Source organism: uncultured Streptococcus sp. (genome assembly GCF_963511325.1).
In the GTDB taxonomy this organism is placed as follows: Bacteria; Bacillota; Bacilli; order Lactobacillales; family Streptococcaceae; genus Streptococcus.
Window position 1 is genome coordinate 1 of record NZ_CAUPII010000039.1, and the last position, 14340, is coordinate 14340.

Below are 14340 nucleotides of genomic sequence, written 5' to 3' on the forward strand. Positions count from 1 at the left end.
CTATGACTGATATTGCCCATCAGCTATCCATTTCAACTTCAACTGTCATTCGTAAGCTCAATGACTTTCACTTTAATCATGATTTTTTTCGTCTTCCAGAGATTATGTCTTGGGACGAGTATGCCTTCACTAAGGGAAAGATGAGTTTCATTGCACAAGATTTTGATAAACTCAATATCATCACTGTTCTTGAAGGAAGAACACAAGCTATCATCAGAAATCACTTTCTTAAATATGAGAGTTCTGTCCGATGTCGCGTCAAAGTCATTACTATGGATATGTTTAGTCCCTACTATGATTTAGCTAAACAGCTTTTTCCAAATGCTAAAATAGTTCTGGATCGTTTCCATATTGTCCAACACTTAAGTCGAGCTATGAATCGTGTACGTGTTCAAATCATGAATCAATTTGAGCGAAAATCTTATGAATACAAGGCTATCAAACGCTACTGGAAGCTCATCCAGCAAGATAGTCGAAAACTCAGCGATAAGCGATTTTATCGCCCTACTTTTCGCATGCACTTGACGAATAAAGAGATTCTAGACAAGCTTTTGAGCTATTCAGAAGAGTTGAAACACCACTATAATCTCTATCAGCTCTTGCTTTTTCACTTCCAGAATAAAGAACTTGACAAATTTTTCGGACTTATTGAGGACAATCTAAAACAGGCCCATCCTCTTTTTCAGACTTTATTTCTCAGTAGCGACTATCTTTATCGCCCACGCCTACGGCATTCAATTTTCTTTATCAAGTCTCTTGTTTACTGTTTTGCTTTTGACTTTGATTGGAAAAATTGCGGCAACCGTACCCTCAGGAGCTATCGTGGTTCTACTAGCTGCAGCACCTCAACTGGACTTGCCAGTTGAAGGAGTGGCCTTGATTTTTGCAGTCGATTTCTTTGTCAATGCTGGCCGTACTATGATCAATGTTTTGGGTCAAATCTTAACAGTCAGCGTTATCGAAAAAACAGAAGGATATATTTTAGAAGAAGAAAAGGAAAGCCAACTATCAGTCAGCTTTTCTTAAGGAGATGATAAGTAATGAGTGAAGCAAAAGTTTATGTGATTCATGAGAATCTTGAATGGACTCAGCATTTGGTCAAATGGTTGGAAGAGTTAGAAGTTCCATATGAACTGTGGGATTTGTCTAGTGGAATTTTGGACCTGCAAAGTCCACCGCCACAAGGTATCTTTTATAATCGCATGTCTGCATCTTCTCACACCAGAGGACATCGCTATGCCCCAGAATTTACAGAGCAGGTGATTACTTGGTTGGAGGCGTATGGACGCAAGGTTGTAAATGGAACAGGTGCTATCAACCTAGAAATCAGTAAAGTCAAACAATATTTGAAGTTAAACGAGTCGGGTATTGAGACTCCTGCGACAGTTGCAGTTTTGGGTCAAGAAAATATCATTGAAGCAGCAAGAAAATTGAACATCTATCCATTGATTACCAAGCACAATCGAGCAGGTAAGGGATTAGGCGTTCAACTCTTCCAAAATGAAGAAGAATTGGAAGCTTATGTCAATAGCCCTCTCTTTGAACCATCAGTGGACGGGATTACCTTGTTACAAGCCTACATCAAGCCAAGTGATGGACGTATTCGTCGTTCAGAGTTTATTAATCAAAAGTTCCTTTATACTGTTTCAATCGATTCTTCAGATGGTTTCCAATTGTGCCCAGCAGATGGTTGCCAAATCGGCAAGAGACCAGAGCAACTGGAAACATCTGAGAAATTCCAGATTACAGAACCTCTACCAGATGACCGAAGAGAAGCTTATGAAAACTTCCTAAAAAATGCTCAGATTGAAGTTGCGGCGATTGAATGGGTTCAATCAGAGAGTGGTGATATTTATGTTTATGATGTAAATACCAACACAAACTACAATCCTACCGCAGAAAAAAATGCCAATATTTTTGCCCACCAACATTTGGCTCACTATCTAAAAACAGAATTGCAAGCCCTAACGAGTGGACAATAAAGTAACTAATTCAAAAATCCCCCAGTATTAAATGACTGGAGGATTGATTTTTTTATACTCTTCGAAAATCTCTTCAAACTACGTCAGCTTCCATCTGCAACCTCAAAATAGTATTTTGAGCTGCCTTCGTCAGTTCTATCCACAACCTCAAAACGGTGTTTTAAGCAACCTGCGGCTCGCTTCCTAGTTTGCTCTTTGATTTTCATTGAGTATTAATCGATAAAAAATTATTGCTTTGCTTTAAAGTCTGGGTCTTTTAGGCTTTGAACACTGGCATTGATCACTGCACCGACAATCAATAACTTGGCAATGATTATAAACCAGAACATCATGACAACAACGATGATGGAACTGAAAAATCGAACGTCGACAAGATAGTTGACATAGTTATTGAAGTAAGCTGAAAAGATGGTTAATAAAGAAATAAGAGTGACGAATACGAATAGACTTCCAGGAAGGACGTAACGAATACGACCGACTTTCACATTTGGAAGGAAATAATAGAGCATGATCAAGATCGCAAACAGAAAGACATAAATCAGCGGTCCTGTAAAATCCTGTAAATATGCAAATAGAGAACTTTCGGATTTCCAGTAGTTTTTTAGCAGATCCAACAACATATGACCAAACATACTTAGGAATAGGGCAATAGCAAAGAGAATTTGAAGTCCCAAACTAACTAGGAGACTCATCAGTTGGTGTGAGATAATTCCTCTATTTTTTGCAATTCCATAGGCTTTATTAAAAGCCTTTTGAAGAAAATTCATGGATTTGGAGAAGGTCCAAAGAGCTGATATCACCGCAAAACTCAAGAGTCCAGCAGATGGTTGTGTCAGCACTTCACGAGCAATCTTTGCTACTACATCATAGATCGTGTCTGGTAAAAGTTCTTTTAAGGTTAGTAAAAAATTAGAGATCGGAATTTGAAAATAAGGCAAGATATTGACGGCTATCATAAGTAAAGGGAAGATTGAAATCAACCAATAGTAGGCAACGGCTACACTAGTCAACTCACTATCTGAGACTTGATAGTAATGCAAAAAAGCTTTTAACAGAGGTTTATCTGTTATTTTTCTCCATAGCTTTATCATTTATCAATCCTCCATTTTTTAATTGTTTATGTTATATAGCCATTAATTTCTGCGAACTAATTCCATCATATCATAAGGTAATGTGTTGGCTGATTCTTTTAGAGAATAGGTTTCTAGGTTGTTTACATTTTGTCGTAGTTTTTTAGCATACTGGGCTGAGATGAGTTTTTGTTTCTCATACTCAAAGATGCATTTACGTTCTAGATAATAACCTCTCAACATTTCGTCGATATTATTGGGTTTGATACGATTGATAACCCGCTCCACAAAGGCACCACTGGTAATATGACTGGTTTCACGGAGACGCGATTCCTGCATGAAGCTGATCAGAGAACTCTTATAAATCCCTTTGAGGTTTTCTAAACTTTCGATGATGATTTCAGTGTTGGCTAGATAGAGCTCTGCAATCTGGTCATAATCGATGGCAAGAAGTCTTTGGTTTTCCTTGTCTCTCCAAGAACGAAAGGTTTTTCCAAATGTGAGCAACTCATGAAGGAGAAAACGCACAATCCGTATTGAAACAAGGAAGTAGTAGGTTAGGCGAGAAGCAAAGTTTCGCTTAATATTTTTCTCCATGCTTTTCAAGTACCGTTGATAAACACGATAACCTCTTTCACCGATTTTTCCTTCTTCATAGGCCTGTTCCAAACCATCGTTCTCGATACTGAGAATCAAGAGTTTCAGAGCTTCCCAGTCTTCTTGGATTTCTTTATTTTCTTGGCTTAGAATGAGATTTTCAATCCGTCCATGATAGTTATCAATCGCAGCATAGAGGGGAACCTTGTTTTTAGTATGGTCCAGATCTCTCTCTAACTCCATGGCAACATCATTTAGGATAGCGATGTGCATGAGATGATCCTTAGATGGCTCTTGCTCTTCCGAAAGGTGTGGCAAGACCAGTAATCCAGTAAGAAAACTGACAAGGGTTACACCTGCGACGAGGAAGAGAAGAAGAGGATATTCTTGTTCCAGATTAGTAGGTATCAAGAGGATGGTGGCGATAGACACTGTTCCTTTAACTCCAGAAAATGTCAAGAGAAGCATATCTTTAACATACTTGTGGAGGCTTTTTTGAAGTTTCTTTATTCGAAACGCGTAAAAGCCGTAAATCATCACAAAGCGGATGGCAAAGAGTAGGAAGGTTAAAAGAAAGACTGTGACGAGAAGAAGCACATTGTTATAAAAAGCACTCTTCAGAATGGGCTCCGCAATCATCTCCAGTTCCATCCCCAACAGAACGAAGACAGAACCATTGAGCATGAAGGTTACTGTGTGCCAAACGGTTTCAGTCACAGTATCCACCTGGGCTTCAAGAAGATTTATCTTTTTAAAACGACTTGCTTTCAAAATACCAGCAACAACGACTGCGATAATTCCAGAAACGTGAATCTCTTCAGCGATGAAGAATGTTAAAAGTGGTAAACTGAGATCTAACAGAAGTTCACTGGCTATATCAGTAGCTCGAACACTGAGTAGAAAAGTATGGAGGAAACGATTGATTAAGGCTGTTATAAAGCCGACTGCAAACCCTCCCATGATGGAAATAGCTAGGGAAATTCCTGCTTGAGCGATTGAAAAGGTTCCCGTTGTCCATGCGATGAGAGCAACACGAAAGGCAATTAGCCCAGAAGCATCATTAAGGAGTCCTTCCCCTTTTAAGATATTTGAAATTCGTTTTGGAAAGGTAAATCGTTCAGAAAGGGAAGCAAAAGCAACCAGGTCAGTAGGACCAAGTGCAGCACCTACTGCTAGGCAGGCTGCTAATGGTAAGCTCGCCCAAAGAACATGGGCAAGTCCTCCCATACTTAGAGTAGATATAAAGATGACAGGGAAAATTAGATAGAGAACGATTCTCCAGTGCTTTAGGATAGAGGTTACATCTGCTTCTTGAGCTTCACGAAAGAGTAGTGGACCAATGACTAAAGCTAGAAACAACTCAGTATCTAAGTGATATTGGTTGTTGGGTAAGCAAAGACCAAGTCCGATTCCCAGAAGAATCTGAATCAGGGGCATGGGTAAAAAGGGAAGCAGCTTATTGGTCGTACTAGAAACAATGAGAACAAGCAAAAATATCAAGAGATAAAAAAGTAAATCCATCTTCTACCTCCTTATTTTTGTTTTCGACAAGCTTCAAAAAGTTCCTTTTGTTCTTGGATTTTTTGATCAATTTTCGAGCAGTCCTTGTGCTCGATTTTCTTCTGACAACGCTCCATTTCAAGTGTTATCATTTTTTTCTTGATTTTCAGCATCTTCTTGCTCATATGAGCTTCATCTAACATACCAACTGCCCGTTCATGTTGGGTTGATTCTACAAAGTTGTGGCGAAGAGCTTCTATTTTATCTCGTAGGTATTGTTTATCCATGTCGATACCTTTCTAATTTTTCAATCATGACTAAAAACGGTGGATTGTTGATTTGGTTGAGAGTGCGATAGATCGTAGCAGTATATTCTTGTTGTGGTAAGTGACTGACAAAATCCATGACTGCATCCCGTTCGATATCACCGCCTTCATGCCCATAGTAAATCATGATGGCTATTCGTCCACCTTTAACTAGCATTTGGCAAAGTTTATCCAGTGCTTTAATAGTTGTTTGAGGTTGGGTGATAATGCTTTTATCAGCTGAAGGAAGATAACCAAGATTAAAGATGGCTGCCTTAACTTCCCTTACAAACTGATCCACGGTTTCATGACCTTGTAGGATTAATTCTGCATTGGTCAAACCAGCTTCTTGTAGACGTTGACTAGTCTTTTCTAGAGCTTGTTCCTGTATATCGAAAGCATAGACTTGTTTAGCTAACTTAGCTAGAAAAAGGGTATCATGGCCATTTCCCATGGTCGCATCAACGACAATATCCTCTTGGGTGATGACTTGGGCAAGAAAATCATGCGCTATTTCAAGTGGTCTTTTCATTCATAAACTCCTGTTTTACAGCCTTGCATCCTTGGACGCTACCACGTCGTCTCATTTCAGCCTCAATGCTATTTAGCACTTCCCATTTATTGAGACTCCACATAGGACCAATCAACATATCCCTAGGCGCATCACCCGTAATCCGATGGATAACGATATGCTTGGGAATAATTTCTAGTTGGTCACAGATGACCTTGACATATTCATCCTGACTCATGAGCTGCAAACGACCTTCATGATAATCCCTTTGCATCCGAGTATTGGTCATGAGGTGAAGTAGGTGAAGCTTAATCCCTTGGATATCATTGTCCCTTACACAACGCCGAACGTTTTCCACCATCATTTCATGAGTTTCACCTGGCAAACCATTGATCAAATGGGCAACAATCTCAATCTTCGGATACTTTCGAAGTCGTTTGACTGTCTCCACGTAGAGTTCATAGGAGTGGGCGCGGTTAATCAATTCTGAAGTTTCTTCATAAGTAGTTTGTAAGCCTAGTTCTACAGTAACATGCATTCGCTCTGATAATTCTGCCAAGTATTTAATTGTTTCATCAGGAAGGCAATCTGGTCGAGTTCCGATATTGATGCCGACAACCCCAGGTTCATTGATAGCTTGTTCATAGCGTTCGCGAATCACTTCCAGCTTTTCATGTGTATTGGTAAAATTTTGGAAGTAAACCAAATACTTTTTAACATCTGGCCACTTACGGTGCATAAAGTCAATTTCCTTATAGAATTGCTCGCGAATAGGAGCATCAGGAGCAACGATTGCATCTCCAGAACCAGAAACAGTACAAAAAGTACAGCCCCCATGTGCTACAGTTCCATCGCGATTGGGACAATCAAAGCCAGCATCAATAGGGACTTTAAAAGTTTTTTCTCCGAATAAATTTCGATAATAATCATTCAAGGTATTATAGGATTTCATAGCTAATATTATATCAGAAAAGCTCTACAAACTCAAAAAAGGTCAGTAAGAGAGAGCATGCCTAGAAAGTGAAACGACAGAAAAAGTCAAATTTTTTTTATAAAAGCCTTTACAAAAAAATAAAAAGTGGTAAAATTAAAACATAAACATGCGCAAACGTTTTCGTAAAACGTTTGCCAAATAAATATAAAGGAGATTTGAATGATGAAAGATACATTCAAAAATGTCTTGTCTTTCGAATTTTGGCAGAAATTCGGTAAGGCTCTAATGGTGGTTATCGCTGTTATGCCGGCGGCTGGATTGATGATTTCAATCGGTAAGTCACTTGCAATGATTGACCCAAACCTTGCTCCCCTAGTTATTACTGGTGGCGTACTAGAGCAAATTGGTTGGGGGGTTATCGGTAACCTTCATATTTTGTTTGCCCTCGCTATTGGAGGAAGCTGGGCTAAAGAACGTGCTGGTGGTGCTTTTGCGGCAGGTCTTGCATTTATCCTTATTAACCGTATCACTGGTACAATCTTCGGTGTATCAGGGGATATGTTGAAGGATCCTAACGCTATGGTTTCAACAATCTTTGGTGGATCTATCAAGGTTTCTGATTACTTCATTAGCGTACTTGAGGCACCAGCGCTTAACATGGGGGTATTTGTAGGGATTATCTCAGGTTTTGTTGGAGCGACTGCTTTTAACAAATACTACAACTTCCGTAAACTTCCTGATGCCCTTTCATTCTTTAACGGGAAACGTTTTGTACCATTTGTAGTTATTCTTCGCTCAGCAATCGCTGCAATTCTTCTTTCAGCTTTCTGGCCACTTATTCAGACAGGTATCAACAACTTCGGTATCTGGATTGCCAATTCACAAGAAACAGCACCAGTTCTTGCACCATTCTTGTATGGTACTTTGGAACGCTTGCTCTTGCCATTTGGTCTTCACCATATGTTGACTATCCCAATGAACTATACAGCTCTTGGTGGTACTTACGATATTTTAACTGGTGCAGCAAAAGGCACTCAAGTATTTGGACAAGATCCACTTTGGCTTGCATGGGTAACAGACCTTGTTAACCTTAAAGGTACTGATGCTAGCCAATACCAAACATTGCTAGATACAGTTCATCCAGCTCGTTTCAAAGTTGGACAAATGATTGGTTCATTCGGTATTTTGATGGGTGTGGCTGCTGCTATTTACCGTAATGTTGAACCGGATAAGAAACACCAATACAAAGGAATGATGATTGCAACAGCTCTTGCAACATTCTTGACTGGTGTTACTGAACCAATTGAATATATGTTCATGTTCGTTGCAACACCTATGTATCTTGTTTATTCAGTAGTTCAAGGTGCTGCCTTTGCAATGGCTGACGTGGTTAACCTACGTATGCACTCATTCGGTTCTATCGAATTCTTGACTCGTACACCAATGGCGATCAATGCGGGTCTTGGTATGGATATTATTAACTTTATCTGGGTAACAGCGCTATTTGCAGTTATCATGTACTTCATCGCCAACTTCATGATTCAAAAATTCAACTATGCTACTCCAGGACGTAACGGAAACTACGAAACTGCTGAAGGTTCATCAGAATCTGCTGCTTCTGGTGAGTCAAAAGTTGCAGAAGCTTCTCAAGCTGTTAACATCATCAACCTTCTTGGTGGACGTGCTAACATCGTTGACGTTGACGCATGTATGACTCGTCTTCGTGTTACTGTAAAAGACGCTGAAAAAGTCGGAACAGAAGAACAATGGAAAGCTGAAGGAGCTATGGGACTTGTCATGAAAGGGCAAGGTGTCCAAGCTATCTATGGACCTAAAGCTGATGTTTTGAAATCAGATATTCAAGACCTTCTTGACTCAGGTGAAGTGATTCCTGAAACTCTTCCAAGTCAAATGGCATCATCTTCTAAAAATGCTGTTGTATATAAAGGTGTAACTGAAGAAGTTTATTCAGTTGCTGACGGTCAAGTGGTTGCCTTGGAACAAGTAAAGGATCCAGTATTTGCTCAAAAAATGATGGGTGATGGATTTGCGGTGGAACCAGCAAACGGCAACATTGTATCTCCAGTATCAGGTACTGTATCAAGTATCTTCCCAACTAAACACGCTCTTGGTCTTGTGACTGAAGCAGGTCTTGAAGTACTTGTTCACATTGGTTTGGACACAGTAAGTCTTGAAGGTAAACCATTTACAGTTCATGTTGCTGAAGGACAAAAAGTTGCAGCAGGTGATCTCCTTGTCACAGCTGACTTGGATGCTATCCGTGCAGCAGGACGTGAAACTTCAACAGTAGTTGTCTTCACAAATGGTGATGCGATCAAATCAGTTAAATTAGAAAAAACAGGTTCTCTTGCTGCTAAAACAGCAGTTGCAAAAGTAGAATTGTAATATTTAGGAGGTTGGAAGCTGATTCCAACCTCTTGTTTATAGGAGAAAAGAATGAAGTTTTTAACACTCAATACCCATAGTTGGATGGAAAAAAATCCTGAACAAAAGTTTCAACTTTTACTTCAAGATATCCTTGAAAACAGTTATGATTTGATTTGTTTTCAGGAAATCAACCAAGAAATCACTTCAGCGCAAGTAGAAACAGGCCCACTTTATAAGCCATTACCATCGGCTGAGCCGATTCATCAAGACCACTATGTGCGACTTTTGGTAGAGAAGTTGGCTGAGCAAGGTCAAAACTATTATTGGACTTGGGCCTATAACCATATCGGTTATGATCGCTATCATGAGGGTGTGGCAATCCTATCTAAAACACCAATTGAAGCTCGTGAAATTTTGGTTTCAGATGTCGATGATCCGACAGATTACCACACTCGTCGTGTTGCTCTAGCAGAGACAGTAGTTGAAGGTAAAGAACTTGCAGTTGCCAGTGTCCATCTCTCTTGGTGGGATAAAGGCTTTCAAGAGGAATGGGCGCGCTTTGAAGCAGTTCTGAAAGAATTGAATAAGCCACTCTTGCTAGCAGGTGATTTTAATAATCCTGCAGGCCAGGAAGGTTATCAAGCCATTTTAGCTAGTTCATTAGATTTACAAGATGCTTTTGAAGTTTCAAAAGAAAGAAGTGGTAGCTATACTGTTCCGCCTGAAATTGATGGCTGGAAGGGGAACAGCGAACCTCTTCGAATCGATTATATCTTTACGACAAAGGATATGCAGGTAGAAAACCTTCACGTGGTCTTTGATGGTAAAAACAGCCCACAGGTGAGCGACCATTATGGTCTCCAAGCAGAATTAGCTTGGAAAGACTAAATAAGGTATTTTAGTAAAAACAAACCAGTCCCCCTTCTACTAGCAGAAGGGGTTGATTTATTTAAGGAGTTAATATAGTTAAAGTTTTTTATTGAATAACTTGTAAAAAAAGATAAAATCCTTTAAAATAAAAAGTGTTGGAGGAATTTATGATTGTAAATCAAATAAAGCGTATGATCCCGACGCTAAAGGTAAATAATAGAAATCTAAATGAATCATTTTATATTGAGACTTTGGGGATGAAACCTTTGCTTGAAGAGTCAGCCTTCTTATCACTAGGAGACCAGTCAGGCATTGAAAAGTTAGTTTTAGAAGAGTCACCAAGTATGAGGAGCCGTAAGGTTGAAGGGATTAAAAAATTAGCTAGATTACTTGTAAAGGTAGAGAAGCCATCTGAGATTGAAGCACTACTAGCTAGAATGGAAGAAATCCCTCAACTCTATAAGGGAGCTAAGGGATATGCTTTTGAGCTTCTTTCTCCAGAAGGGGATTGTATTCTTATTCATGCCGAAGATAATATCAAGGATTTGAAAAAAGTTGAGGAAGAAGTCACTTTTTCAAAAGATGAGGAACTGAGATATTTGACAGCCTTTGAAATCTCGGTGGAAATTAACTTACCAGATGAGATATCAAGCCTACTTGAAAAAGAAGAAATCGAAAACCGACTAGCTTTTAATCAAGCTCAAGGGAGCGATTTACTGGTTGAAAATAATATAACTTGGGACTTGTCCATGTTGAAATTTCAAGTAGAGAATTTGGATTTGCCTGTATTGCGTCAGCGTTTTGAAGAAGCTGGTTACTTTATTCCTAAATCTGAGAAGTTTTTCCTAACTAAGGATACCAACAATATTGAATTGTGGTTTGAAGCAGTATGAAACAAAAAATCATTCAAAAAATAAAGCAACAAATTGAGGCAGGGATTTATCCTGGTGCCTCTTTTGCATATTATCAGGATGGCGTTTGGTCTGACTGGTATCTAGGAGAAGTAAATCCAGAAATTGGTGAGCAGACTCGTGAGGACTTGGTCTATGATTTGGCCAGTGTCAGCAAGGTTGTTGGAGTAGGAACGGTCTTAACCTTCTTGTGGAAGGAAGGTAAGATTGAGCTTGATAACTCCATAAGAGACTATCTTCCAGAAGTAGATTATCCAGACATCACTGTTCGTCAACTCCTAACGCATGCGACAGATTTGGATCCTTTTATCCCAAATAGGGATCAGCTTTCAGAAGACCAGTTGAGGAATGCCATGTATCATTTGAATCGCCGAGAGAAGAGAGCCTTTCTCTACTCGGATGTGCACTTTCTCTTGCTAGGTTTTCTCTTAGAAAACTATTTTGAAAAGGACTTGGATCAGATTTTACAAGAGCAAGTTTTGGATCCTTGGGGAATGAAGGAAACTCAGTTTGGTCCAGTTAGCCGAGCTGTTCCAACGGTCCGTGGACAGAAAGCAGGAGTGGTCCATGATCCTAAGGCTCGTTTGCTTGGAAAGCATGCAGGTAGTGCAGGTTTGTTTTCGACAGTTCATGATTTAAAAATCTTTCTAGAGCATTATTTGCAGGATGATTTTGCTGCAGACTTAAGTCAGAATTTTTCGGATCTGAATGATAAAGAACGCTCATTAGCATGGAATATAGAAGATGAATGGTTGGACCATACAGGCTATACTGGGACCTTTATCATGTGGAATCGTAAGAAGCAAGAGGCGGTAATTTTTCTATCTAACCGAACCTATGAAAAAGATGAGCGTGCTCAATGGATTTTGGATCGTAATCAGGTCATGGACTTGATTCGAGAGGCAGACTAGGGAGGAAGTATGTCAAAAGTTTTAAAAGGAACTCTTTATACTGTCATTGCAGGTATTGCCTGGGGCTTATCGGGAACCAGTGGTCAGTACCTGATGGCTCATGGAATATCAGCTCTCGTTCTGACCAATATCCGTTTGATAATCGCTGGTTTACTCCTGATTCTTCTTGCCTATACTAAATCAAGGGATAAATTTATGGCTTTTCTGAAGGATAAATCAAGTCTGTTTTCTCTCTTGTTATTTTCTTTATTTGGTCTTTTTCTAAATCAATTAGCTTATCTTTCAGCTATTCAGGAGACAAATGCTGGGACAGCGACAGTTCTCCAGTATGTCTGTCCAGTTGGAATCCTTGCTTACACTTGTATCAAGGATAAGGTGGCTCCGACGCTTTCAGAAATCATCTCTATGTTTTTAGCTATAGGTGGGACCTTTCTCATTGCAACCCATGGGCAATTGGATCAACTCTCGATGACTCCAGCTGGTCTATTCTGGGGCTTGTTCTCAGCCCTAACCTATGCTCTTTATATTATTTTACCTATAAAATTGATTCAAAAATGGGGGAGCATATTGGTTATTGGTGTTGGAATGACCATCTCAGGTATACTAGCAGTACCCTTTACGGGGCTTATCGGTGCTAGTGTTCCCTTGTCTTTTGATACCATTCTAGCTTTTGCAGGCATCATTCTGATTGGAACGGTCTTTGCCTATACAGCCTTCCTCAAGGGAGCTAGTATGATAGGACCAGTCAAGTCTAGCCTTTTGGCTTCGATTGAGCCTATCTCGGCAGTATTTTTTGCCTTCATGATTATGGGAGATATTTTCTATCCGATAGATTTTATTGGAATGGCTATGATTTTATTAGCTGTGACTATCATTTCATTGAAGGATTTAATGCTTGAAAAGAAACATCATTCCGTTTAATGTATTAAAACAGTCTTTGATAAGGCTGTTTTTTAATCTTCCAGCAAGTTGGTTCATATAATTTTTTTATAATCAATCCATATTATAGTATATTGAATCTAGAACAGTACACTACAACTGCTAAAAATATTTCTAGAAATTAGTTTGAATTTCCTAATCTCTCTGTTCATATCTTATTTCAATCCACTATATTAAAGATAAGGAGGGAATATGAAGTTTCTACAAAGTATTCATCCTGCTAGACCTTGAAAATACTTAAAATAGTTTGATATCTTAATCGTTACTGTTCTAATGTTTGGAGAGTTTATCATTCGTTCTCCCCAACAATTTATGGGGAGTTTGTCGCCTTTAACTCTTACTAGCGTCGCAGAGACTACGACAAATGTAGCAAGTGATGGGGCAGCCTATTCTAGTAATTTCAATTTTCAATTGATGATGTTAGGGATTACCTTCCTTTATCTTGTGATTCGAAATTATGATTTTAAACAGCTTCCTATACGTTGGAGCTGGTCTGTTTTAATTTGGGTTCCCCTTATCTTTGCTGTAGTTGGGATATTCGGTGATATCATTACAACCCTTAGTGGTGAGTATAATTATTTCAATCCTCAACTAATTCCTTTTATAGACCCTATGGAAATCATTCGAAAATTCATGGCTTTAACGCCGATGGCGATTTGCTATGCTTTACTAAATGGTTTTTATGAAGAATTTTTCTTCTTGGGCTTGTTGACTTCAGTAAAAGAAGAGCACAAGTGGTTGGCTCTAGTCTATTCGGTAATTATACGGATTTCTTTCCATACCTATCAAGGCTTACTCTGGGCCTTGGTGATTGGGCTTGTTTATGGTCTCTTTTATTATTTCTTGTACAAGTATGTAGTCAAGAATTTACTGCCATTTTTTCTCATGCATGCTCTAGCAGATATGTTTGGTTCAAGTCTCTTGTATCTCTTGATTGCTTGGGGAAATTAAAAAATCAAACTTTTTGACAACAGTCAAATGAGTCACTGTATCAAAGTCTTCTTGTTCATAAAAACGAGGTCGGGATTTCGGTCCCGACCTCTTGTTGATTCTATATGGATTAGTCTTTGTTTTCGTATGGCAAGATTAGGTTTAAGAGGATACCTGTCATAGCTGAAAGAGCAGTTCCTGAAAGTGTCACTGGACCGAGTTTAAGGATTGCGCCACCAAGTCCAAGTACCAACATGGCACTTGCGATGATAAGGTTACGCATTTGACCGAAATCAACACGTTCTTTAATCAAGACTTTCAAACCGTTGCTGGCGATAACTCCGTAAAGAAGGATTGACATACCACCAAGTACAGCGTTTGGAATTGTTGAAATCAAAGCAGTAAATTTACCAAGGAAGCTGAGGGCAATTGCGATAAAGGCAGCGTTACGGATAACTGAGACAGAAGCGATACGAGTCATACCGATAACCC

General features: G+C 39.3%; 13 protein-coding genes and 2 pseudogenes. 9 read left to right on the forward strand and 6 right to left on the reverse strand.

Annotated elements, in window-relative coordinates; all coding sequences use genetic code 11:
- The 3 genes and pseudogenes from RQ973_RS08580 to RQ973_RS08590 form a co-directional block, all read left to right on the forward strand.
- A pseudogene (locus RQ973_RS08580) lies at positions 1-695 on the forward strand (ISL3 family transposase); the annotation flags it as partial.
- A pseudogene (locus RQ973_RS08585) lies at positions 688-1026 on the forward strand (cation:dicarboxylate symporter family transporter); the annotation flags it as partial. The pseudogenes RQ973_RS08580 and RQ973_RS08585, both read left to right, overlap by 8 nt.
- Positions 1027-1040: 14 nt before the next feature.
- Complete coding sequence (locus tag RQ973_RS08590; RefSeq protein ID WP_311523674.1) at positions 1041-1982, forward strand: alpha-L-glutamate ligase; 942 nt, start codon at positions 1041-1043, stop codon at positions 1980-1982.
- 227 nt (positions 1983-2209) lie between these two features.
- On the opposite strand, the gene RQ973_RS08595 is transcribed toward RQ973_RS08590, so the two are convergent.
- The 5 genes from RQ973_RS08595 to RQ973_RS08615 are packed head-to-tail and all read right to left on the reverse strand — an operon-like array spanning position 2210 to position 6917.
- Positions 2210-3073 carry a YihY/virulence factor BrkB family protein gene (locus tag RQ973_RS08595; protein ID WP_311523676.1) on the reverse strand — a complete coding sequence of 288 codons (864 nt, stop codon included), beginning with the start codon at positions 3071-3073 and terminating at the stop codon, positions 2210-2212.
- 42 nt (positions 3074-3115) lie between these two features.
- Positions 3116-5170: a sodium:proton antiporter gene (locus RQ973_RS08600; protein WP_311523678.1), complete on the reverse strand. Its 2055-nt coding sequence runs from the start codon at positions 5168-5170 to the stop codon at positions 3116-3118.
- An 11-nt stretch (positions 5171-5181) separates the two neighbouring features.
- The gene (locus RQ973_RS08605; RefSeq protein ID WP_075231833.1) at positions 5182-5436 is read right to left on the reverse strand and encodes a hypothetical protein; all 255 of its coding nucleotides are present in this window, start codon (positions 5434-5436) and stop codon (positions 5182-5184) included.
- On the reverse strand, positions 5429-5986 hold the full coding sequence (locus tag RQ973_RS08610; protein ID WP_311523679.1) for a class I SAM-dependent methyltransferase: 558 nt from the start codon (positions 5984-5986) through the stop codon (positions 5429-5431). The genes RQ973_RS08605 and RQ973_RS08610 overlap by 8 nt, the downstream gene beginning before the upstream one ends.
- Positions 5970-6917, reverse strand: coding sequence for a TIGR01212 family radical SAM protein (locus RQ973_RS08615; RefSeq protein WP_311523680.1), 948 nt, complete (start codon positions 6915-6917; stop codon positions 5970-5972). Before RQ973_RS08615 ends, RQ973_RS08610 begins: the two co-directional genes overlap by 17 nt.
- Before the next feature lie 201 nt (positions 6918-7118).
- Here RQ973_RS08615 and RQ973_RS08620 point away from each other — a divergent pair, with 201 nt between their 5' ends.
- From RQ973_RS08620 to RQ973_RS08645, 6 genes are all read left to right on the forward strand, one after another.
- Positions 7119-9305: a PTS transporter subunit IIBC gene (locus RQ973_RS08620; protein ID WP_311523681.1), complete on the forward strand. Its 2187-nt coding sequence runs from the start codon at positions 7119-7121 to the stop codon at positions 9303-9305.
- A 51-nt stretch (positions 9306-9356) separates the two neighbouring features.
- Positions 9357-10175, forward strand: a complete 819-nt coding sequence (locus RQ973_RS08625; protein WP_311523682.1) for an endonuclease/exonuclease/phosphatase family protein — start codon at positions 9357-9359, stop codon at positions 10173-10175.
- Between the two features lie 149 nt (positions 10176-10324).
- Positions 10325-11050 (forward strand): CppA N-terminal domain-containing protein, encoded by a 726-nt coding sequence (locus RQ973_RS08630; RefSeq protein ID WP_311523683.1) that lies wholly within the window; start codon positions 10325-10327, stop codon positions 11048-11050.
- Positions 11047-11979 (forward strand): serine hydrolase domain-containing protein, encoded by a 933-nt coding sequence (locus RQ973_RS08635; RefSeq protein ID WP_311523685.1) that lies wholly within the window; start codon positions 11047-11049, stop codon positions 11977-11979. Before RQ973_RS08630 ends, RQ973_RS08635 begins: the two co-directional genes overlap by 4 nt.
- Positions 11980-11988: 9 nt before the next feature.
- Complete coding sequence (locus RQ973_RS08640; RefSeq protein ID WP_311523686.1) at positions 11989-12900, forward strand: DMT family transporter; 912 nt, start codon at positions 11989-11991, stop codon at positions 12898-12900.
- A gap of 270 nt (positions 12901-13170) precedes the next feature.
- Positions 13171-13869 (forward strand): CPBP family intramembrane glutamic endopeptidase, encoded by a 699-nt coding sequence (locus RQ973_RS08645; RefSeq protein WP_261676350.1) that lies wholly within the window; start codon positions 13171-13173, stop codon positions 13867-13869.
- Positions 13870-13978: 109 nt separating this feature from the next.
- Here RQ973_RS08645 and RQ973_RS08650 read toward each other — a convergent pair.
- Positions 13979-14340 (reverse strand): solute carrier family 23 protein (locus tag RQ973_RS08650; protein ID WP_311523689.1); only part of this gene is annotated, 362 nt, incomplete at its 5' end.

Coding starts and splice junctions, on each gene's coding strand:
- RQ973_RS08605 (WP_075231833.1), bottom strand. CDS start 5,436: ATGGATAAACAATACCTACGAGATAAAATAGAAGCTCTTCGCCACAAC.
- RQ973_RS08590 (WP_311523674.1), top strand. CDS start 1,041: ATGAGTGAAGCAAAAGTTTATGTGATTCATGAGAATCTTGAATGGACT.
- RQ973_RS08630 (WP_311523683.1), top strand. CDS start 10,325: ATGATTGTAAATCAAATAAAGCGTATGATCCCGACGCTAAAGGTAAAT.
- RQ973_RS08600 (WP_311523678.1), bottom strand. CDS start 5,170: ATGGATTTACTTTTTTATCTCTTGATATTTTTGCTTGTTCTCATTGTT.
- RQ973_RS08620 (WP_311523681.1), top strand. CDS start 7,119: ATGATGAAAGATACATTCAAAAATGTCTTGTCTTTCGAATTTTGGCAG.
- RQ973_RS08640 (WP_311523686.1), top strand. CDS start 11,989: ATGTCAAAAGTTTTAAAAGGAACTCTTTATACTGTCATTGCAGGTATT.
- RQ973_RS08635 (WP_311523685.1), top strand. CDS start 11,047: ATGAAACAAAAAATCATTCAAAAAATAAAGCAACAAATTGAGGCAGGG.
- RQ973_RS08625 (WP_311523682.1), top strand. CDS start 9,357: ATGAAGTTTTTAACACTCAATACCCATAGTTGGATGGAAAAAAATCCT.
- RQ973_RS08615 (WP_311523680.1), bottom strand. CDS start 6,917: ATGAAATCCTATAATACCTTGAATGATTATTATCGAAATTTATTCGGA.
- RQ973_RS08595 (WP_311523676.1), bottom strand. CDS start 3,073: ATGATAAAGCTATGGAGAAAAATAACAGATAAACCTCTGTTAAAAGCT.
- RQ973_RS08610 (WP_311523679.1), bottom strand. CDS start 5,986: ATGAAAAGACCACTTGAAATAGCGCATGATTTTCTTGCCCAAGTCATC.